Source organism: Paraprevotella sp. (assembly GCF_986071375.1).
In genome coordinates this window covers 205,732-226,495 of the sequence record NZ_CFQRNQ010000003.1, presented here as the reverse complement: position 1 = coordinate 226,495, position 20,764 = coordinate 205,732, and the positions used below count along the sequence as shown (strand labels likewise).

General features: G+C 45.5%; 18 protein-coding genes. 14 read left to right on the top strand and 4 right to left on the bottom strand.

Annotated elements, in window-relative coordinates:
• Nucleotides 1-173 precede the first annotated feature (173 nt).
• From AC5RDV_RS03080 to AC5RDV_RS03025, 12 genes are all read left to right on the top strand, one after another.
• A complete protein-coding gene (locus tag AC5RDV_RS03080) occupies nt 174-1,016 on the top strand; it encodes an alpha-1,2-fucosyltransferase (RefSeq protein WP_130893673.1) in 843 nt (280 codons plus the stop codon).
• A gap of 75 nt (nt 1,017-1,091) precedes the next feature.
• Nucleotides 1,092-1,940, top strand: a complete 849-nt coding sequence (locus tag AC5RDV_RS03075; RefSeq protein ID WP_338117938.1) for a glycosyltransferase family 2 protein — start codon at nt 1,092-1,094, stop codon at nt 1,938-1,940.
• 8 nt (nt 1,941-1,948) lie between these two features.
• Nucleotides 1,949-3,862, top strand: a complete 1,914-nt coding sequence (locus tag AC5RDV_RS03070) for a glycosyltransferase (RefSeq protein WP_282748322.1) — start codon at nt 1,949-1,951, stop codon at nt 3,860-3,862.
• Between the two features lie 24 nt (nt 3,863-3,886).
• Complete coding sequence (locus AC5RDV_RS03065) at nt 3,887-4,963, top strand: glycosyltransferase family 2 protein (protein ID WP_282748321.1); 1,077 nt, start codon at nt 3,887-3,889, stop codon at nt 4,961-4,963.
• A gap of 31 nt (nt 4,964-4,994) precedes the next feature.
• Nucleotides 4,995-5,963 carry a glycosyltransferase family 8 protein gene (locus AC5RDV_RS03060; RefSeq protein ID WP_282748320.1) on the top strand — a complete coding sequence of 323 codons (969 nt, stop codon included), beginning with the start codon at nt 4,995-4,997 and terminating at the stop codon, nt 5,961-5,963.
• Nucleotides 5,964-6,712: 749 nt separating this feature from the next.
• Nucleotides 6,713-8,548 carry an ABC transporter ATP-binding protein gene (locus AC5RDV_RS03055; protein WP_008626619.1) on the top strand — a complete coding sequence of 612 codons (1,836 nt, stop codon included), beginning with the start codon at nt 6,713-6,715 and terminating at the stop codon, nt 8,546-8,548.
• 76 nt (nt 8,549-8,624) lie between these two features.
• Nucleotides 8,625-9,668, top strand: coding sequence for a glycosyltransferase family 2 protein (locus AC5RDV_RS03050; RefSeq protein WP_130893671.1), 1,044 nt, complete (start codon nt 8,625-8,627; stop codon nt 9,666-9,668).
• A gap of 12 nt (nt 9,669-9,680) precedes the next feature.
• The gene (locus AC5RDV_RS03045; protein WP_008626617.1) at nt 9,681-10,784 is read left to right on the top strand and encodes a glycosyltransferase family 2 protein; all 1,104 of its coding nucleotides are present in this window, start codon (nt 9,681-9,683) and stop codon (nt 10,782-10,784) included.
• A gap of 136 nt (nt 10,785-10,920) precedes the next feature.
• Nucleotides 10,921-11,325: a hypothetical protein gene (locus AC5RDV_RS03040; RefSeq protein WP_282748319.1), complete on the top strand. Its 405-nt coding sequence runs from the start codon at nt 10,921-10,923 to the stop codon at nt 11,323-11,325.
• 92 nt (nt 11,326-11,417) lie between these two features.
• Nucleotides 11,418-12,059: a DedA family protein gene (locus tag AC5RDV_RS03035; RefSeq protein ID WP_008626615.1), complete on the top strand. Its 642-nt coding sequence runs from the start codon at nt 11,418-11,420 to the stop codon at nt 12,057-12,059.
• 19 nt (nt 12,060-12,078) lie between these two features.
• Nucleotides 12,079-12,726, top strand: coding sequence for a DUF47 domain-containing protein (locus AC5RDV_RS03030; protein WP_282748318.1), 648 nt, complete (start codon nt 12,079-12,081; stop codon nt 12,724-12,726).
• A gap of 16 nt (nt 12,727-12,742) precedes the next feature.
• Entirely contained in the window at nt 12,743-13,759 is a 1,017-nt protein-coding gene (locus tag AC5RDV_RS03025) for an inorganic phosphate transporter (RefSeq protein WP_130893668.1), read from the top strand.
• Between the two features lie 29 nt (nt 13,760-13,788).
• Here the strand turns inward: AC5RDV_RS03025 and AC5RDV_RS03020 are convergent, their stop codons facing one another.
• The 4 genes from AC5RDV_RS03020 to AC5RDV_RS03005 all read right to left on the bottom strand — a co-directional run bounded on the left by AC5RDV_RS03020 (nt 13,789) and on the right by AC5RDV_RS03005 (nt 18,502).
• Entirely contained in the window at nt 13,789-15,606 is a 1,818-nt protein-coding gene (locus AC5RDV_RS03020) for an LTA synthase family protein (protein ID WP_282748352.1), read from the bottom strand.
• Nucleotides 15,607-15,641: 35 nt separating this feature from the next.
• A complete protein-coding gene (locus tag AC5RDV_RS03015; RefSeq protein ID WP_282748317.1) occupies nt 15,642-16,310 on the bottom strand; it encodes a ribonuclease H1 domain-containing protein in 669 nt (222 codons plus the stop codon).
• Nucleotides 16,311-16,326: 16 nt separating this feature from the next.
• Entirely contained in the window at nt 16,327-18,126 is a 1,800-nt protein-coding gene (argS, locus tag AC5RDV_RS03010; RefSeq protein ID WP_282748316.1) for an arginine--tRNA ligase, read from the bottom strand.
• A 103-nt stretch (nt 18,127-18,229) separates the two neighbouring features.
• Nucleotides 18,230-18,502, bottom strand: a complete 273-nt coding sequence (locus tag AC5RDV_RS03005; protein WP_040602739.1) for an HU family DNA-binding protein — start codon at nt 18,500-18,502, stop codon at nt 18,230-18,232.
• A 207-nt stretch (nt 18,503-18,709) separates the two neighbouring features.
• Here AC5RDV_RS03005 and AC5RDV_RS03000 point away from each other — a divergent pair, with 207 nt between their 5' ends.
• Complete coding sequence (locus AC5RDV_RS03000) at nt 18,710-19,630, top strand: rhomboid family intramembrane serine protease (protein WP_282748315.1); 921 nt, start codon at nt 18,710-18,712, stop codon at nt 19,628-19,630.
• Between the two features lie 2 nt (nt 19,631-19,632).
• Nucleotides 19,633-20,721: an endonuclease/exonuclease/phosphatase family protein gene (locus tag AC5RDV_RS02995; protein ID WP_282748314.1), complete on the top strand. Its 1,089-nt coding sequence runs from the start codon at nt 19,633-19,635 to the stop codon at nt 20,719-20,721.
• The last annotated feature ends 43 nt before the right edge of the window (nt 20,722-20,764 follow it).

The window sequence follows — 20,764 nt, the reverse complement described above, 5'->3', positions numbered from 1 at the left end:
ACAAAGAAGTAAATGGATAAAAAGTATGCGAGAGTGTCTTTTTTTGCCTTTTGTTGAGGATAAACATATTACTAAATGACACCAATCTTTTGATTAACAATGGATAACGATATTCGGTTTATCTCTTCAAAAGAGAGCGATTATTAGTATATGAAGTTTTAATAAAGGTGGTTATGAGGTTGATAAAAATGACAGGTGGTTTGGGTAACCAAATGTTCATTTATGCCATGTACTTGAAGATGAGGGCTGTATTTCCAGATACAAAGATAGACCTTTCGGATATGGTCCATTATCGGGTACATTATGGGTATGAGATGAACAAGGTGTTTAATCTTCCCCGTACGGAGTTCCGTATCAACCGGAGTTTAAAGAAAATCATAGAGTTTTTGTTGTTTAAGACCATATTGGAACGGAAGCAAGGTGGTTCGCTTGTGCCTTACATCCGGAAGTATCATTGGCCATGGATTTATTTTAAAGGCTTTTATCAGTCTGAGGAATATTTTGCCGGTGTGGAAAAGGAGGTGCGCGAGGCGTTTGTTTTCGATGTTCGCCGGGTAAACAGAAAGAGCCTTTGTGCGATGCAGGAGATTATGGCCGACCCGGATGCCGTGTCCATACATGTCAGGAGAGGGGATTATCTTCAGGGGAAGCATTGGAAGTCGTTGGGGTGCATTTGTCAACGTTCTTATTACCTCAATGCCCTGTCCGAGTTGGAGAAAAGAATAGTCCATCCCCATTATTATGTATTTTCGGAGGATTTGGATTGGGTACGCCAGTACCTGCCATTGGAAAATGCCGTATTCATTGATTGGAACAAAGGGGAGGACAGTTGGCAGGACATGATGTTGATGAGCCATTGCCGCCATCATATTATATGCAATAGTACTTTCAGTTGGTGGGGAGCGTGGTTAAATCCGTCGCCGGACAAAATAGTGATTGCCCCGGAACGTTGGACGCAGACGACAAATAGTGCGGACGTGGTGCCGGAAAGTTGGTTGAAAGTCTCGATCGGTTAAGTGAATTAAATGAAGCGTAAAGTGAACCGATATATTATTCATAAAATAATCCGTGCCGTCCGGGATTTGCCGAGAATGTTCCTGAAACTTCCTGATCCCCGGTTGATAATGACGCTTCTGGTGAAAAATGAAGAGGAGTTATTGGAACGGAACCTGTTGTTCCATAAAGCTATGGGAGTGGATGCTTTTATTGTAACGGATAACAATTCGACAGACGGGACCTGCGGGATTATCGAAAAGTATCGTCGGAAAGGATGGGTGGTAGACGTGATAAGGGAAGCAGCTACGGGCTATGAACAAAAAGAGTGGGTAGACCGGATGATATGGAAGGCCAAGACGTCTTTCGGGGCGGATTGGGTGATTAATGCAGACGCAGATGAATTCTGGTATGCTCCCTCCGGGTCGTTGAAAAAAGAGTTAAGCGAATCTCGTGCCAATGTGCAGACTTGCGAGGTGAGAAGCATGTATCCCGAAGAAGACAAACCTTTTTGGCAATGGTCTAAGGCCGTACGGCCTGTAACCGACATAGAGGCGTATGATTTGTCGTTATACTCCTTGTTCGAACGCCAGAACCGTAAGGTAATTCACCGGACCGACGGTTACTTGCAAATCTCCATGGGAAACCATAAGGTGAGGATGTTGCCTCAATATGCAAAGTCCTCGGCGATTCGTGTTTATCATTATAATGTGCGCGGCCGTCGTCAGTTTATGGATAAAATGGTGAATGGCGGTGTACAATTGGAAGAACATAAGGGCAGGCATGGCGGTCGTCATTGGAGGTATTTTTACCGACTTTATAAGGAAGGTTTGCTAGAAGAAGAGTACGACCGGGTGATAGGGAAGCTGCATTTTGAGGAATTGTGCAAATGTGGATATATTTATGCGGACGAGACGATTCGTGATGTTTTCAATTCGATAAACTGATTTTTAATATGATGCATATAGCATTTGCCATAGACAGCCGGTTCGTTCGTCCTTGTGCGGTAACGATGGTGTCGGTTTTGCGGAACAATGTCCCGTATGAAATAGTATTTCATATCGTAGGATTGAATCTACATCAAGAGGATGTGGCCTTTCTGTCTGCGTTGTGCGACTCTTATGGTGCGAAAGTGTTCTTTTATGAAGTGGCGGAAGAAAAGATGAAGGGCTATGAAGTGACATGGGAGAAGCAGCGCTTGTCGAAAGTCGTGTTTTTCCGTTGTCTGCTATCTTCCATATTGCCGTTGTCCGTGTCCAAGGTCTTGTATTTGGATTGTGATGTATTGGTTTTGTCTTCATTGTATGGTTTATGGGAGACAGACCTTACGGGAGTTGCTTTGGCCGGAGTGCCGGATAGCTTTACCGTCAATCCGGTGCATTGTCGTCGTTTGCATTATGCATCGTCTTATAACTATTTCAACGGAGGGGTCTTGTTGCTGAACCTGGAGTATTGGAGAGCACATGGGGTGGAACGTCTGTGTGCGGAACATTATCGTATGTATCCGGACAGGATTGTCTATAATGATCAGGACTTGCTGAACAGTCTGCTTCACGAACGTAAAAGGCTTTTGGATATGAAATGGAACGTCCAAGAGGGCGCCTACCGCAGGCCAAAGGGTAAGTCGGCCGGTTGGGTCCCTCCCCATATCGAAACGATTACCCGTCCGGCCATTTTGCATTATTCCGGGCGCAAGCCTTGGCAATACCACTGCATGCATCCTTTGCGACGGTTATATTTCGAATACGAGAGCCTGCTTCCCGGTGTGGAGAAGAAAAATGACGGGTGGGCGGTGCGTTTGCATCGTTTCGTCCACTTCTTGCCTTATGCCTTAGGAATAAAAAGCGAGAAATATATAGATATACGTTACTATGGTTCGAGCAAAAAAACACTTGAGGGGCAGTCTGTTCCGTTAATCAGCATTGTCGTACCGGTTTACAATGTGGAACGATATGTGGAGAAATGTATCCGTTCTTTGCGAGGACAGACGTACGGCCACATAGAAGTTATCCTGGTGGACGATGCTTCTACGGACGGTTCTTATGACGTGTGTAAGGCTGCAATAGAAGGAGACCCGCGTTTCAAGCTGATTCGTCATCCGGTCAATCAGGGTGTTGCCGGGGCGCGTAATCTGGGATTGTCTGTGGCAACGGGAGAACTCTTGGGTTTTGTGGATCCGGACGATTGGATAGAGCAGGATATGTATGCGCTTTTGTACGATGCCTATGTTGTCTCTGGTGCGGATATTGTGCAGTGCGGCTATTATTTGCATTTACAGAATGGAAATATTCAGAAGTGTGCTGTGGGAAAGAATGAACGTTGGGGTACACGGGAAGCTTTGGAACTTTTATTCCAAGACCGGCTCATCAAGAATTATTTATGGAACAAACTTTATAAGAGGAAGCTTTTCGACGGAGTTTCGTTTCCTGTGGGTAGGACGTTTGAGGATATTTTGACGTTGCCAGAAGTGTTCGGACGTGCGAAGACGGTTTATGTGGCCGGAGATATAACCTATCATTATGTAGAGCGCCAAAAAAGTATTGTCACCAAAGCTTTCCGACAAAACCAATGGGATGATTATTTATATGCGTTGGATGTCAAACACAGCCGTGCCAAGGCTTTAGGGCTTTGGGAGGATTCCGACCGGTTTCTGGCTAACATGTATCTACGTATTCTTGACCGTTCTTTAAGCGAAGACGGGAGCGACAAGAAACGAAAGGTTTTGATGGAGTATTTGAGAAAGAATGTAAGTGGCGTTCCGTTGTTGACGAAGTCTCCTTATTTGGCTTTTCGCCGCTTCCTTTGCTTGCATCTCTTTGATTTATACAAGGGTGCCACCTTGTTTTTCGCGAAGTTTAAAAAGAAATAATCATTTATTGTTATTGGAATCAGGATGGAAAATACACCTTCGTTTGCGGTCACGGAAGGGCCGTTGGTGACATTGGTTGTACCCATGTACAACGTAGCCCCTTATTTGGAGCGTTGTTTGCGTTCATTGGAAAAGCAGACTTACCGGAACATAGAGGTCATAATTATGGACGACTGTTCCACAGACGGGAGTTTGGATATAGCCGGTGAGATGGCAGCGTCAGACATGCGTTTTAAGGTTTTCAGCATGCCCCGGAACTCTGGAGCCGGCGATGCGCGGCAGGCGGCCATAGAAAAGTCCTCCGGTGAATTCATCGGTTTTGTAGATGCGGATGATTATGTGGATATGGATTTTGTAGCGGTGCTTTATGGCCTGATAACAAAGACGGGGGCGGATGTGGCATGTTGCCAACATTATTTTTATGATGAGGAGCATCAGCGTTTGACTGCGCCATGGGCTTATGACGATAAAGTTGTGTGCCTTTCCCCTGATGAAGCCATGCGTAAGATGAAAGGTTATGACCAAATGGATGAAGGGTTGTGGAACAAGTTATGCCGGCGTGAGATTGTTGTAAGGCATAGGATGGAGACTTTTCCTTTCGAGGATGCTTTTGTATTATACAAATACGTTCCGGAGGCGGCGAGCGTGGTTTTGTGTTGTGTCCCGCTGTATTATTACTACCAACGAGACGGGTCGCTCATGCACACTGGTTATACGCCTTATAAGGCTTTTGCACGATATAAGTTGGAAATATTGAAAGACAAGGCTATCAGGGGAACGGACAGGTTGGAAACCGGAGTTGCCCTCTATTATATCCGGAAAGGCCTGAAGCTTTTGCGGGAGTTTGGGCTGTTGGAGCGATCAGCCGACGTTTCGGAAGCTTGTCGGGGAGTGTTGGAGTGTTTGCATGGGTTCGACTATGTCTCGGACACGGAGTTGGGTGTTAAGGGTTTGATTGCACGGCATTTTGTTTATAAACGTTTGTGGAAGTACTTGGAATTGAACAGGAAGTTTGTAGCGACGTTTCGGAAACGTAAGATGGAGAAAGTGTGCCACAAGTATTCATTGCAGACGATGGAGGTATTTCAGAAAGGACTGTAAAGGATTTGATTAAAGCAAAAAAGATAGTGGAATGATAAAGATAGCTTTGTGTACGGATACTTATTATATGATGGCTTGCGGTCCTTGTGTGGTTTCGATTTTTGAACACCACCGGAAGGTTCCTTGCCACATTTATGTGATAACGAAGGCTTTGCCACAAGTAGATGTGGAAGGGTTGGAAGAGATTGCTACCAGATATGGTGGGCTGCTGACGGTCAAGGTCATTGAGCCGGGGATTGTGCAAGGTTTGAAAGTCAGCGACAGGTTCAGGGAATCCATTTATTACCGTTTTCTTTTGCCGGATTTGTTTCCGGACGAGGAGAAGATGCTTTATATGGATTGCGATATTCTGGTAAACGATTCGTTGCAGGAACTTTGGAAGACGGACATAGAAGGTTATGCGTGCGCGGTGGTGGAGGATCAGGAGGCTGATGACATAACCTTGCAAAACAGGATTGGGGTGTATGGCGCGCCTTATTTTAACTCGGGGGTGCTGTTGGTCAATATGGGCTATTGGCGGAAGCATAATGTGGCATGCCGGTTGGTGGAGTTCATCCGGGAACATCCTGAGAAGTGCCTTTTCCCGGACCAGGATGCTTTGAACGTGGTGCTGCACGGTGCAGTGAAATACCTCCCATACGGATATAATTTTCAGGATTTATGGTATACGCGGGATTATCAATGGGTCAGGTTGCATGCCTCTAAATTCAAGGAAGTGGAACGATGGAAGGAGCATCCGGTCGTGGTGCATTTTGCAGGTGGAGGCAAGCCGTGGAAAAAGGATTGCAACCATCCTTTCACGCCGTATTATTTGGAATGTCTGGCCAAGACGAAGTGGACTGTGGCACGTTATAAGAAAGTAAGGGAGGAAACTACTCCTTTGTATGGAGGAAGTTCCAAAACCTCTCATAAATATATCAGGAGATTCAACCGCCTTTTGGCCGTTTTTGTCATTGAAACAATAGCTTTTGTCGTGTATTGGTTTTGTTCGGCGAGGTGATGGTATTTATTGCGCGAAATGTAAGTCCTAAAGCTCCGGATAATATTTATGGGATTCCGAAATGTAGCAAAATGACAAAGAAAAGTAGCGAGGCCGGTATGAAAAGATGTGTTCTGTATGTTTCTGAGCCCCTTAAAATGACATATTTTAATCTTTGTTTATGCTTTTTCACGCAAGAATGGGCATAACAGCGGATTAATCTCATGAAAGAAAAAAATCACTTGGCGCAGAAAACACTTTTTTTCTCCTCATATCGGGGCGAAGATGTCTGCCGGTGGTGGAATATTCGGGCGTAAAACGGGAGTTCATGTACAGTCTGGAGCTGATTTTTATGCTAGTTGACAGGCGGTAGTGCTCCAAAAACGGGAAGCACGATGTAATCTTGTGCTGCATATTTCCTGACACGTAGTCGGGAGGCGTGCGGGCAAATGGTTGGAGGCGATGTCGCAAAGCGGTGTTTTCCTTCCGGAAGGCATCAAAAAGTCAAAAGCCGGACGCGTGAGACTGCGTTATTTGCCGTCAGGGCGGCCGGCGGGCGGAAATGAGCGATTCTCATGATAGCGGGATTGTCATTTTGACATTTTGCAAACTCGATGCACGGATTAGGTTGTCCGGCTGTGGGGCGGTGGTGGCGCATGGGCCATGCAGACCGGATGAATGTGAGTAAAATATGATAAAAAACAACGTCGTGGTTGGTCACTTGGAGAGAAATGCCTACCTTTGCACCAATCCATTCATTTGAAATATATATGATTAAAGAATTTTTCTCCTTGCTCAAGCGGTATATGAAACCTTATCGTAAATATCTGACTTGGGCTGTCATATTGAATTTTTTATCGCAATGGCTTAACGTGTTTTCGTTTGCAGCCTTGGTGCCGATTCTGAATATCTTGTTCAAGATTGATACGACAAAGTATGAATACATGCCGATGGATATCCATCATTTGGATAAGGATGTCTTGGTCAATAACGGATATTATTTCATCAATTATATTATTGAACAGAATGGGGCTTTTGTCACTTTGATATTCATGGGGCTTATCCTGATTGTGATGACTTTGTTGAAGACTACGGGATATTTCGCGTCAGCAGCGGTGATGGTGCCTCTTCGTACGGGGATTGTCCGTGATATACGTATTGAAGTATATAATAAAGTGCTGAAATTGCCATTGAGTTTTTTTTCGGAGGAGCGCAAAGGGGATATTATTGCAAGGATGAGTGCGGACGTGTCGGTAGTCGAGAATTCACTGACCAGTTCACTGGATATGTTGATTCGTAATCCGATAGCTCTGGTGGTTTGCTTTATTACTTTATTTACCGTTAGTTGGCAACTGACGTTGTTCGTGCTAGTCATTCTGCCTTTGGCCGGATGGGTCATGGGGTCGGTAAGCCGTAAATTGAAAAGTCAGTCGGTGGTGGCTCAGGGGCAATGGGGAGACATCATGTCTCAGTTGGATGAGACCTTAGGAGGCCTTCGGATTATCAAGGCCTTCATTGCAGAGCGCAAGATGTCTGAACGCTTTGCCAAAATCAATAACGGTTTCCGGGATGCCATGAATGCGATGGTTATCCGTCAGAGTTCCGCGCATCCTATGAGTGAGTTCTTGGGTACTTGCGTGATAGTGATCGTATTATGGTTTGGCGGCGCATTGATTTTGAATCAGTATTCCCCGATAGATGCCGCTATGTTTATTTTCTATCTGGTGATTCTTTACAGTATCATCAATCCTTTGAAAGAGTTCTCCAAGGCTTTCTATAATATTCCTTTGGGTTTGGCCAGCATGGAGCGTATTGATATGATCTTGAAGGCTGAGAACCATATCAAGGAGCCGGAAAAACCCTTGCCTTTGACTGCTTTTGAGCATGAGTTGGAATTCCGTGACGTTTCCTTTAGTTATATTGAGGGGCGGCAGGTCTTGAAGCATGTAAACTTGAAGGTGCAGAAAGGGAAGACGGTGGCTTTGGTAGGGCAGTCCGGGTCTGGTAAATCCACGATGGTCGATTTGGTGCCCCGTTATCATGATGTGGGTGAAGGAGCCTTGCTTATAGACGGGAAGAACGTGAAGGACGTATCTATTCCGGCCTTGCGTTCTCTGATCGGTAATGTGAACCAAGAGGCCATCCTGTTCAATGATACCTTCTATAATAATATTACGTTCGGCGTGGAGAACGCGACGATGGAGCAGGTTGTCGAAGCTGCCAAAATAGCCAACGCGCACGATTTCATCATGGAATCCGAGAAAGGTTATGATACGATGATTGGCGACCGTGGAGGCCGTTTGTCGGGCGGGCAGCGGCAGCGTGTCAGCATAGCCCGTGCCATCCTGAAGAATCCGCCGATATTGATACTGGATGAGGCGACTTCCGCATTGGATACGGAGTCAGAGCGTTTGGTGCAGGAGGCGTTGGAACGCTTGATGAAATCGCGTACGACCATTGCGATTGCGCACCGGCTCAGTACAATCAAGAATGCAGATGAAATATGTGTGCTTTACGAAGGAGAGATTGTAGAGCGTGGGACGCATGAAGAGCTTATTGCCCTCAACGGGTATTACAAGAAACTAAACGATATGCAAAGCCTCTGACGCATCCGGCCCAACTCGTGAGAGCGGTGGCTTGTCGGGATAAAAAGAGGTTGTATTTTAATTTATTGTGAAAAATATGGTGAATGATAAGGTGGTTCAAAAGGCTGGGAGCGGGAAAATACTTTCCATAGTAATACCAACCTATAATATGGAAAAATATCTGCCTGCCTGTCTGGATTCTGTGACCGATGAGCTTGTCAGCGATAGGCTTGAAGTCATAGTGGTGAATGACGGCAGTACGGACGGGTCTTTGGACATTATTCGTCGATATGAACAGAAAAGGCCCGATTTGATTAAAGTCATAGACAAGGCCAACGGACATTATGGTTCTTGTGTGAATGCCGGATTAGGAATTGCAACCGGAAAGTATTTCAAGATATTGGATGCAGACGATTGGTTCGATACTTCGGCGTTAGTGGAGTTTTTGCAGAAGTTGGAGACTTGTGATACCGATTTGGTGATAACGTTAAGGGTGGATGAGATTTTTGACAAAGACAAGAAGGTGGATGAAATCAAGCATTCTTTCTGTTCCGTGTTTAAGGACCATGTCTATCGGACGGATGAATTTTATATCCGTACGCATTCCTATGAAGCTGAATTTGGCATGAATGGCATGGCTTATAAAACTTCCCTTCTTAAAGAAATGAATTTCCGTTTGTTGGAAGGGATAAATTATACGGATACGTTGTATTGCTTTCTGCCCTATTCACGTGTGAAAGACTTTATTGTGTATGACTTGTATCTTTACCATTACCGTATGGGAAGGGAAGGGCAGTCGGTGGATACGGAGAGCCAGAAAAAGAATCTGATGCAGATTGTCCACATGGTGGAGGCTATGTTTGAAAAGATGGACAAGGAAAACGTGGGCAAGCATGTAAGGAAGAACCAGGCTTATTTTGTTGATGGAGCCGTAAATTTCTGCCTCCTCAGTCTGAAGATGCAGTCGAGGATACGGCCTTCGGATTATTCTGAATTCGAAAGCCTGATAAAACATATAAAAAACTATCGTGTACGCCATAAATTATTTAAAAAATGGTATTTAAAGTTATGGTGGGTTACGGAAAAGGCTGTAGTGTTGGATTATGCACTTAGATTTCATTCTTTTGTAAGTGTAAAATAACTATTAGTATCAATGGCGCCATTAATATCTGTAATTGTTCCTGTATATAAGGCCGAGGATACTTTGAGAAACTGTGTGGATAGTATCTTGAAGCAGACGAACCGTGATTTTGAGCTGTTGCTCATAGATGACGGCAGCCCGGATAGTTGCAGGGATATTTGTGACACTTATGCCGCAAAGGATGCCCGTGTCCGGGTATGGCATAAAGAAAATGGTGGAGTGAGTACGGCACGTAATTTGGGGCTTGAAGTGGCGTGCGGAGAGTGGATTGCTTTTGTCGACGCGGATGACTCCGTGGACGAGGGCTTTTTCGACGTCTTGAAAGAGGGGCTCGGTTACGATTTGGTGATAGGAGGGTACAAGACTCTTCCGAAGGGGGAGATATATTATAATTTCGAGGGGGCTTTTAAGGGCGATACGATGGGTGACTTCGTCGCCCGGCATTTATGGAATGGTTATGTTTGGGGAAAATTCTATAAAACCTCGATTCTAAGGGAGCACCGCATTGTGTTCCGTACCGATTTGGTCGTGTATGAGGACTTATTGTTCAATTTGGATTATATTCTACAGTGCAACAGCATCAAGTTGGTGCCTTTGTGCTTGTATCTTTATATGGATCCTCCCGGAAAAATGATTCAGGAGAAATATGCGCTTTTGCCGGACGAGATTAGGAAGATTTATGCACTTGTCGATGACAGGTTGGAGCGGTTGGCTCATAAGTTCCATTGTTGGCGTCCTGCATTTATCTTTGACTTTATTGAGCATTATCCGTTGGAGCGTCTTTTAAGGCAGGGGAGTGACGACGAACTGTACCAGTTGTATGTAGAGGTGAAAGGAAATGTGGATCGTTCGGTCTTTTACAACGATCGTATTGCGAGTCCTATTTTGCGTTGTATTTCCTGTATTAAGAAAGAATATATTGTCAGAAGGCATAGGGTGAGGGGGCGATTGTTGGCTAAAGCCTTGTCTTCTTTGTATGGAAGGGAACTGCTTCGGGTCAAGTACTCTTCATTCAGTAAGAAATTTCAGGCCATATTGATTACCTATCGTTTGTTTGGTCTGTTGGATGTTTATTTTGCAATCCGTTCTTTGGTGAACCGGTTTCGGAAGGTTTGATTTGAAAGTTCTTGGCATGAAGAAGGAGGTATCGTCAAGGGGACCGAAGAATGAATTTTCAGTCTGCGGATTTTGAGAGTCCCTTTTCTTCATATCGTTTGCCGGATAAAAAATAATCTCTAAATTTGCAGCGGTTATGGCAAAATGTTTATCCTATTTGGTGTTTGCTCTGTGCCTTTTTCTGTGGGACTCTTCTTTTTCCACTGCGGAGGGAGATATGGCTTGCATGCCTTATGCTACCATAATGGGGGCGGGAGACGGTGTAGGGGCAGATACGAAATGCTGCGGAGAGGATAAGGAGATACGTGCAGGGTTTGGATGGGGTGATATTGGCTATGTACTTCTTTCGTGTCCAACTGGACACTCGATTCAGGCTACGCGTTCTTTCAAAGGACATACAGTTTTTGCCGGATGGAAGAATGGTGTGTGGCAGGTTGCAGCCTTGTGGCTGCCGGAGAGAGGAGAGAAGCTCCCGGATACATCGTTTTCCGGCAATGCCAAATTATATTTTGTATATACGTTAAGGCGTATCCTTATTTAAGACTTTCCTGTAAGAGATTGCAGAGAAAGTCTTTTTTATGGCAGCTTTTCGGCTGTTGGTTTTCATTTTATTATAAATAAGGATATAAAGTAATGGATTTTATAATGGATTTTATCCTGCACATCGACCATTATATGGTGGAGATGGTGCAGCAGTATCATACGTGGACTTATGCCATATTGTTTGCTGTTATTTTTTGTGAGACGGGGTTAGTGGTCACGCCCTTTTTGCCGGGCGATTCCCTGCTTTTTGTGGGAGGGGCCATTGCCGCTGTTCCCTCTGTTCCGCTCGATGTCAATTTATTGTTCATGATATTGTTTGCGGCTGCAGTCTTAGGAGATTCCTGCAATTATATGATAGGGCGTTTTTTGGGAAAGCGACTGTTTCATAATCCGGATTCCAGAATATTCAAGCAGAGTTATTTGGACAAGACTCATGAATTTTATAAAAAATACGGTGGGAAAACAATCATCATAGCCCGTTTCGTTCCCATTGTCCGTACGTTTGCTCCTTTTGTGGCCGGAATGGGGCGTATGCATTATTATTATTTCATGATATATAATGTCGTCGGAGGAGGGCTTTGGGTGGCATCGTTTTGCTATGCGGGTTATTTTTTCGGAGACTTGCCTTTCGTACAAGGCAATCTGAAAATTCTCATTGTGGCCATTATTGTGATTTCGATTTTGCCGGCCGTAGTGGAGGTGTTGCGAGAGAAACTGAAAAAGACGAAATAGAATTTAAACACTTGATTTTATGAAAAATTCCTTTTTTAACAGCTTCGTACCGAAGCAACCTAATTTTTTCTGTTTGCTGAAACAGCTTGCGGATATCTTGTCTGAGGCAGCCGATGTGCTGTCGGAGAGTGTGGAACAGGGTAAACCGGAAGAACGGGAGACATATTACAGACGGGTGAAAGATGTCGAACGTAAGGGGGACATGGTGACCCATCAGGTGCATGACGAACTGGAAACGACATTTATTACTCCTCTTGACCGCGAGGACATCAATGCCCTGGCCTCTGGCATAGACGATGTGATAGACTGCGTGAACAGTTGTGCCAAGCGTATCAACATTTATAATCCCCGTGCTTTGGGCGATAGTGCAATAGAGTTGTGTCATTTCATACAGCAAGAGGCTGCCTGTATTTGCAAGGCGGTGGAAGAACTGGATGTGTTCCGGAAGAATCCGGCTCGTTTGCGGGGGCTTTGTGTCGAACTTCATGATTTGGAGAATCAGGCAGACGATGTCTATGAGTTTTTTATCCGAAGGCTTTTTGAAGAAGAGAAGGACAGTATAGAGTTAATAAAGATAAAAGAAATCATGCAGGAACTGGAGCGGACAACCGATGCGGCCGAGCATGTGGGAAAGATTCTGAAGAATCTGATTGTGAAGTATGTATAAATGAAAGGCGAGAACCATGGAGTTATTATTGATTATCATTGTACTGTCTCTCTTGTTCGACTATATCAATGGGTTTCATGATGCAGCCAATTCGATTGCTACCATTGTGTCTACTAAGGTGTTGACTCCTTTCCAGGCTGTGTTGTGGGCTGCCGCTTTCAATTTTGTGGCTTTCTTCATTGCCAAATATGTTATCGGTGGCTTCGGGATAGCCAATACCGTATCGAAGACGGTCATGGAGGAATATATCACTTTGCCGATCATCCTGTCTGGTGTGATTGCCGCTATTATATGGAATTTGTTTACGTGGTGGAAAGGTATTCCTTCTTCCTCTTCCCATACGTTGATTGGTGGTTTTGCCGGTGCAGCTATCATGGCCAGCGGCTTCGGCTCTATCCAGTTGGATATCATATTGAAGATTGCGGCTTTTATTTTTCTGGCTCCTTTGATTGGCATGATAGTGGCGTTGGGATTCACGATTCTCGTATTGCACGCATGCCGGAAAGCGCATCCGCATACGGCCGAGGTGTGGTTTAAGAAGTTGCAACTCGTATCTTCGGCCTTGTTCAGCATCGGACATGGGTTGAACGATTCCCAAAAGGTGATGGGTATTATTGCAGCCGCCATGATTGCCGGTCATTCCGAAGGTGTAGGAATGGGAATACGCAGCATAGAAGATTTGCCCGACTGGGTCGCCTTTTCTTGTTTCACGGCCATCTCGTTGGGCACTATGTCCGGGGGATGGAAAATCGTGCGGACTATGGGGACGCGTATCACCAAGGTGACACCTTTTGAAGGGGTTATTGCGGAAACAGCCGGTGCTTTTACGCTTTATCTGACTGAATATCTGAAAATTCCGGTAAGTACGACTCATACGATAACGGGAGCCATCATCGGTGTTGGAGCCACTAAGAGGCTTTCGGCTGTGCGATGGGGCGTGACAAGGAGTTTGATGACGGCTTGGGTGTTGACGATTCCCGTGAGCGCTTTGTTGGCTGCTGCTGTCTATTGGGGCGTGACTTTATGGTTATAAATGCGGGATTGCTAATTGGGGAAAACATGTCAGTTTTCCCCTAATTGGTCGTATGAGGTTTGCAGGATAGCCATACCTTTTTCTTCACGTGCGCCATCGGGAGCAGGTTCGTTGTAGACCGTTTTTCGGGCCGCATTGTCGAAAATGGTCACACCGGTACTGTCCTTGAACATGAATCCGTCGCTGAACGTGGAGTAAGCGAAGGGATAGGTGTAGGAGTTCGAAAAGATATTGCGGCTGTATTTGAAATCTTGATGTGGCAAACCAAGTTGTCCGAGCAATGTGGCGGGCATGTCGCTTTGGTTCATTAAAGTGTGGATGACGGCCGGTGCTTTTATGGCTCCGCCTAACCATAGCATGGGGATATGGTAGAAGGTGGGCGACGTGACATTGAAAGTGGGTGAGCTGCCGTGGTCGGGCAGGCAGATGACCAACAGGTTGTTCCATACCGGGAGTTGTTTCAGACGGTCGATGAATTCACCCAAGCAATGATCGGTATAGGCAAAAGAGTTTTGCCGTTTGTCTTTTAACCGGTCGTAGGGGACTTCGAACGGTTCGTGGCTGCTGAGAGTCAAGAATCCGGTATGCCACAGTCGGTCGGCCGGTCGGGATTCGAGCATTTCATACAGCCGGTCGAATGTGTATTCGTCATGCGCGCCCCAGGAACTTGAAGTGCGTTCCTGTAGGCTGAAGTCCGTGTCACAGGTCAGGTGTTGGTAGCCCGTAGTCGTGAAATAACTTCTCATGTTGGTAAAGTTGATGTCGCCGCCGTAGAGGAAATCCGTTTGGTATCCTGCCTGTTGCAACGTACGGGCTATACCGGGTAAAAGGCGTGACTTGGCCGGGAGTTTCATGATGGAGGTGGTGGGGTAGCTGATATGTCCGCTTAACGTGCTGACCAGTCCGCGGTCGGTGCGGAAACTGTTGGCATATACGTTGTCGAAGAAGATGCCCTCACGAATGAGCCGGCTCATATTCGGTGACACGTTTTTAGCTCCACCCAGTTCTTCTATATATTCTCCTCCGAATCCTTCAAGGATGATGATGAGTATGTTGGGGCGTGTGGCGCGTAGCAGTTGCCGGGTGCAGTCCTCTGTCGAGGCCGGATAAAGCGGTGCATAGCAGGCGGCCCGTTTATGTTCGTCTAAATAATTGTATTTCCCGGCGAAGTTTTCGGATTTGTTCCAAGAGTACATCAGGCTGAAAGCCGGGTTTACGGCGGCATGGTTCATGTAGGTGTTTTCACTGAAATAAGCGTTGCCGATGTTCATGGTAGATCGTCCTACCCCTCCCCGTATGGCCAAAAAGATAAGGCCGCCTAATAGTACGTATGTGAAATTGTGAAGCGGCATTTTCAGGTTAATGGGCAAAACAGGAAATGTTTTGGGCGTAAGACGGATGCAAGTCCATGACAAGAGAACGGAGAAGACCGTGATCCAAAACAGGCGCATGACGACATAGCCGGTGGAGACACTGGCCATAGCCTGTTTGGGAGCGTCCATGTAATTGAAGATCGTGGCGTCGAGCTTGAATTTCCAGAATGTGTAGAGTGATGTGTCTGCCACGCAAATCAGCGAGAGCAGAATGGCGATAAGGATGAAATAAGGGCGTAATACGACTTTGGCCTTCATGCGACGCATCCAAATGCTGAGCCATACGACGAGGAATGGGAAGATGAGCAAGTATCCCGTTGTAGAAGCGTCCAGGCCCAACCCGTGGACGATGATTTGGAACAGGTCGCCAACCGGCAAGGGGGCGTTCAAATAGACGAACACGATTTTCTGCAACACAAAGAACAGCAGGAAGGCTAAAAACAATTTAATAAGGTAAGAAATACGTTGTTTCATCATTTTTCTTTTTTAGGAGACATAGGTGGAGATGATTATTTTCTGCCGAAATCGGCCGGGACTTCACCCCATCGTTCCGTTTCCCATTTCAGGATGGGAATGTCTGTTTTGTGGGTTCTGAGCCAGATCTCAGCCCGTTCTATCATCTGATAGAGTGCTTCTGTACGGGGGGTGCGTTCCAATTTGGTCTTGCAACGCTTTTGCTTGACCCAACCGATGGCGTTCCGGCTGTCTGAGAAAACCGGCATCCGGATACTTTTCTGTTCCATCAGAGCCAAGGCATGTACAATGGCCAGAAATTCACCGATATTGTTGGTGCCGTACACCGGTCCGAAATGGAAGACGGTTTCGCCTGTACGGAGATAAACGCCTCGGTATTCCATTGGGCCAGGATTACCACTGCATGCTGCATCGACAGCCAAGGCTTCTGCCGGGACTTCGGGTGGAAGGGGTAATACGGTGTCGTGCCGATAAGACGGCACGTCTGTTGGTTTGTTTCCGGAAACTGCCGGAGCGGTAGTCTTTTTTTTCTGGATATAAAGATAAGGAGAGGTGTTATAAGCTCTTTCGGCTTCCTCTTGGGTGTCGAAAGATTTATAAATGGCTCCTTCGAAGCCATTGATTTGCAGTTTGCAGTCAGTCCAGGACGTGTAAATGCCCGGACTGACTCCATGCCAAACTACATAGAATTTCTTTTTCCCCATCGCAAGAGGAGTTTTTTTACATGCGTTCAGGCACTTCTATGCCCAACAAGCCCATGCCCGTACGTATGATTCTGCTGATTTCGGCAGACAGTACCAGACGGAACGTTTTCTTGTTTTCGTCCTCTTCATGCAAGATGCTGAAATCGTGATAGAATTGGTTGTATTCTTTCACCAAGTCGTAGCAATAGTTGGCAATGCAGCTTGGATTATAGTCGGAACCTGCTTGTTTTACTACGTTCGGGAAGTCGGCCAACATTTGAATCAAGCTGATTTCTTTTTCGCTCAAGTCCGTTTGGGCTGACAACGTTTCAGGGATGGAGATGCCTGATTCGGAAGCTTTGCGCAGGATGGAACGGATACGTGCGTACGTATATTGGATGAATGGTCCGGTATTTCCGTTGAAATCGATGCTTTCAGCCGGATTGAACAACATGTTCTTTCGTGCGTCTACCTTTAATATAAAGTATTTCAAGGCTCCCAAACCGACAATCCGTGCTATCTCATTGGCTTCGTCCTCACTTAGGTCCGTAAGCTTGTTGATTTTGTCTTCCGACATCTTGCGTGCGCTGCCTATCATCTCTGCTACCAAATCGTCGGCATCCACGACCGTGCCTTCGCGGCTTTTCATCTTACCGTTTGGCAGTTCCACCATGCCGTATGAGAAATGTACAAGGTCTTTGCCCCACTCGAAACCGAGTTTGTCCAACAGGATGGAAAGCACTTGGAAGTGGTAGTTTTGTTCGTTACCTACCACGTAAATCATTTTGTCTATGGGGTAATCGCGGAACCGCAGTTTGGCCGTACCGATATCTTGTGTCATGTAGACGGAAGTCCCGTCGGAACGGAGCAGAAGTTTCTCGTCCAATCCTTCCGGAGTCAGGTCGGCCCATACGGAACCGTCGTCTTTGCGGAAAAACAGTCCTTTGTCAAGCCCTTCCAAAACTTTCTCTTTGCCTTCGAGATAAGTCTCCGATTCATAATATATCTTGTCGAAACTTACGCCAAGGGCTTTATAGGTGACATCGAAACCGGCATAGACCCATTCGTTCATTTTACGCCAAAGGGCACGGACTTCCGGATCATTGTTTTCCCATTTTACTAACATTTCGCGGGCTTCCTTGATGAGCGGGGCTTCATTTTTGGCTTCTTCCTCGCTCATGCCCCTTTCCATAAGTTCCTTGATTTGTTCTTTATAGTGTTTGTCAAAAGCCACATAGTAGTCTCCGATGAGGTGGTCGCCTTTGATGCCGGTACTTTCCGGAGTGGCACCGTTTCCGTATTTCAGCCAGGCCAACATGCTTTTACAGATATGTATGCCGCGGTCGTTTACGATATTGGTCTTCACCACGCGGTTACCATTGGCTGCCATGATGTTGGCCAAAGCGCATCCTAACAGGTTATTGCGGACGTGTCCCAAATGCAAAGGCTTGTTGGTGTTGGGTGAAGAGTATTCTATCATGACCAACGGTGAATGGTCGGTCGCTTCGGTCAGGCCGAACTGTGCATCTTGATGGATATCGGTGAGCAGACCAATCCAACTGGCCGGAGCAATTACAAGGTTCAGAAAGCCTTTGACGGCATTGAAATCGGCTACGACGGAAGGGATTTCCGTTTTCAAGAAATGGCCAAGCTCCTGGGCTGTGTCTTCCGGTTTTTTACGAGATATTTTCAAAAAGGGGAAAACGACTAATGTCAGGTGCCCTGCAAATTCTTTTTTTGTCTTTTGGAGTTGCACTGTTTCGGGAGCTATGTCCTGTCCGTATAAAGTCTTGATGCCGAGAACTACGGCTGATACGATTTTATTTTCTATCTCCATAACCTTGTTTTTACCTTATTATTCAGGCTGCAAAGATACATAATAAAAAGGGAGAAGCAAACGTTTGCTTCTCCCTTTTTTCCGCAGAATAGATTTATTCTGGTTACTGGAGTGCGTCAGCTAATTCCGCACCAGCTTTGAATTTAGCTATTTTCTTGGCTGCAATGGTGATTTGCTCTTTCGTTCTGGGGTTAATACCCGTGCGGGCCGGTCTTTCACTTACGGAGAATGTTCCGAAACCTACAAGTGCAATTTTGTCACCCTTCTTTAATGCTTCAGAGATAGCACTGATTGTTGCGTCTAAAGCTTTCTTGGCATCTGTCTTGTTCAAGCCTGCGTTCTCTGCAATGGCGTTGATAAGTTCTGTTTTGTTCATTTGATGAAATAATTTAGTAGATAATAATTCGCTTATTTTGTATCCTATCATGCAAATGTATGTAAATTAGCCGTTAAAACAAACTTTTTCATTGAAAAAATATTTCTTTTTATGAAAAAGCACAAGCTTGAAGGGATTATTTTAAATGAAATGGAATAAAATTAGTATTTTTGCGGTCTCAATGAATAATGAAAATAGAGTGTGAATATGATGAATATGCCTCCCGTAACGAAGAATCTGATTATAATCAATCTTTTGTTCTTTTTGGCTAAATTGGTAGCAGTGCGCTATGGTGTGGATTTGGATAATTTGCTAGGACTACACTTCTTTTTAGCTCCTGATTTCAGCTTCTACCAGTTCTTTACGTATATGTTCATGCACGGTGGTGTCACGCATATCCTTTTTAATATGTTCGCCGTGTGGATGTTCGGTCGGGTGATGGAGTCTTATTGGGGCAGTCGCCGCTTCCTGCTTTATTATGTCGTGTGCGGCTTGGGTGCCGGTTTGGTTCAGGAAGGAGTGCAATATGTACAATATCTGTGGCAAGGCTTGGGAGCGTACGATACGGTTAATATCGGTTATACCGTGATTTCCATGGGCGACTATTTGAATCGTTGGACTACTATCGGAGCCTCTGGTGCAGTCTACGGAATTTTGTTGGCGTTCGGCATGTCGTTTCCTAATGAACGCCTGTTTATTTTTCCGCTTCCCGTGCCTGTCAAGGCCAAGTTTTTTGTGATAGGTTATGCCGTCATAGAGTTGCTTTCCGCTTTGGGGAACTCCGGTGACGGAGTCGCTCATTTCGCACATCTCGGAGGAATGATATTCGGGTTGCTGCTCATCTTGTATTGGCGTAGAAACAGCGGTGGAGGATACTATGGCAATCGCTCGTCTGCTGCAGAACGGTTGAAAAAATGGTTTGCCGGAGGACGAGACCGGTTTTCTTCTTATCGGAAGCCTAAAATGAATGTCTCTATGGGGGCGCGGAAGGATGATTATGAATATAACGCCCGTAAAAAGGAAGAGGCAGAAGAGATAGACCATATTTTAGAAAAAGTACGTAAATCCGGATATACAAGTTTAACAGAGGAGGAAAAACGTAAGTTGTTTGATGCCAGTCAGCGTTGAAGATGAATACATTGAAACGTATATTGATACAGCTGTCAATCGGTGCAAACATAATGGCGGCTTTCATGTTGTGGGCCTGCGGGCTAAGTTCCGGATTGAATCCGGCGGTTCATTCTCATGTGGCTCTATTCGGGTTGGGATTTCCCCTGCTATTATTACTTAATATAGCTTTTGTCTTTTTTTGGTTGGTTTTTTCCATTCGTTACGTTTGGTTGCCTTTTGCCGGAATGTTGCTGTCTATTTCCTATATATATGACTATTGTCCGGTGAACTGGCCTGAGAAGCGTCCGGAAGACGCGCTTAAATTGCTTACTTATAATACAGAGTTCCTTGCCCGGGGAGAGAAGAATGCGGAAGGACGGTACCCGATTTTGGATTATCTTGTGGCTTCTGAGGCCGACATTATCTGTCTTCAGGAAGGAGTGGCGCCTAAGAATCTTAAATCTGAGTATGTGGATAGCATCATGGCAAAGGCTGGTTATCATATTCGTCGTCTGCATGATGGAAAGGCTGAGCCTCAATTCGTCTATAGTCGTTTGCCTGTATTGTCCGTACATCGGATAGCCTATGAAAGTACGACCAATGGCAGTCTTGCCGTAGAATTATTATACGGTCAGGATACTGTATTGTTGGTGAATAACCATTTGGAGTCTTATAAGCTGACACCAGAGGATAAGATGAAATATAAGGAAATCATTAAAGAACCGGAGAGTGGGCATGCGGAAAGTAACTCCAGAGAACTGGTTCGGAAGATGGCCGGGGCGAGTCGTTTGCGCGGACCGCAGGTCGATTCGGTTTTGAACTATGTCGAAAAATCAGGGAGGAAGGCTGTGATTGTCTGCGGTGATTTGAATGACTCTCCCATATCTTATTCTTGCCATCGCCTGTCTTCCCGGCTGAAAAGTGCATTCCGTCAATCGGGTAACGGGCTAGGCTTGTCTTATAATCAGAAAGGGTTCTATTTTCGTATCGATCATATCTTCGTTTCCGACTATTGGCAGACATACGAGACGCATGTGGACAAGACGGCTCCGTGGTCCGACCATTATCCGATGATTACTTACTTGAAAAAACACAAAAAAGAGAATTAGGGCATAAATAAATCTGTTAACTTGCGGCGTTAATGTGAAAAAA

Coding starts and splice junctions, on each gene's coding strand:
- AC5RDV_RS03030 (WP_282748318.1), top strand. CDS start 12,079: ATGAAAAATTCCTTTTTTAACAGCTTCGTACCGAAGCAACCTAATTTT.
- AC5RDV_RS02995 (WP_282748314.1), top strand. CDS start 19,633: ATGAATACATTGAAACGTATATTGATACAGCTGTCAATCGGTGCAAAC.
- AC5RDV_RS03050 (WP_130893671.1), top strand. CDS start 8,625: ATGGTGAATGATAAGGTGGTTCAAAAGGCTGGGAGCGGGAAAATACTT.
- AC5RDV_RS03060 (WP_282748320.1), top strand. CDS start 4,995: ATGATAAAGATAGCTTTGTGTACGGATACTTATTATATGATGGCTTGC.
- AC5RDV_RS03015 (WP_282748317.1), bottom strand. CDS start 16,310: ATGGGGAAAAAGAAATTCTATGTAGTTTGGCATGGAGTCAGTCCGGGC.
- AC5RDV_RS03025 (WP_130893668.1), top strand. CDS start 12,743: ATGGAGTTATTATTGATTATCATTGTACTGTCTCTCTTGTTCGACTAT.
- AC5RDV_RS03020 (WP_282748352.1), bottom strand. CDS start 15,606: ATGAAACAACGTATTTCTTACCTTATTAAATTGTTTTTAGCCTTCCTG.
- AC5RDV_RS03035 (WP_008626615.1), top strand. CDS start 11,418: ATGGATTTTATAATGGATTTTATCCTGCACATCGACCATTATATGGTG.
- AC5RDV_RS03075 (WP_338117938.1), top strand. CDS start 1,092: ATGTTCCTGAAACTTCCTGATCCCCGGTTGATAATGACGCTTCTGGTG.
- AC5RDV_RS03070 (WP_282748322.1), top strand. CDS start 1,949: ATGATGCATATAGCATTTGCCATAGACAGCCGGTTCGTTCGTCCTTGT.
- AC5RDV_RS03080 (WP_130893673.1), top strand. CDS start 174: ATGAGGTTGATAAAAATGACAGGTGGTTTGGGTAACCAAATGTTCATT.
- AC5RDV_RS03040 (WP_282748319.1), top strand. CDS start 10,921: ATGGCAAAATGTTTATCCTATTTGGTGTTTGCTCTGTGCCTTTTTCTG.
- AC5RDV_RS03065 (WP_282748321.1), top strand. CDS start 3,887: ATGGAAAATACACCTTCGTTTGCGGTCACGGAAGGGCCGTTGGTGACA.
- argS (WP_282748316.1), bottom strand. CDS start 18,126: ATGGAGATAGAAAATAAAATCGTATCAGCCGTAGTTCTCGGCATCAAG.
- AC5RDV_RS03045 (WP_008626617.1), top strand. CDS start 9,681: ATGGCGCCATTAATATCTGTAATTGTTCCTGTATATAAGGCCGAGGAT.
- AC5RDV_RS03055 (WP_008626619.1), top strand. CDS start 6,713: ATGATTAAAGAATTTTTCTCCTTGCTCAAGCGGTATATGAAACCTTAT.
- AC5RDV_RS03005 (WP_040602739.1), bottom strand. CDS start 18,502: ATGAACAAAACAGAACTTATCAACGCCATTGCAGAGAACGCAGGCTTG.
- AC5RDV_RS03000 (WP_282748315.1), top strand. CDS start 18,710: ATGATGAATATGCCTCCCGTAACGAAGAATCTGATTATAATCAATCTT.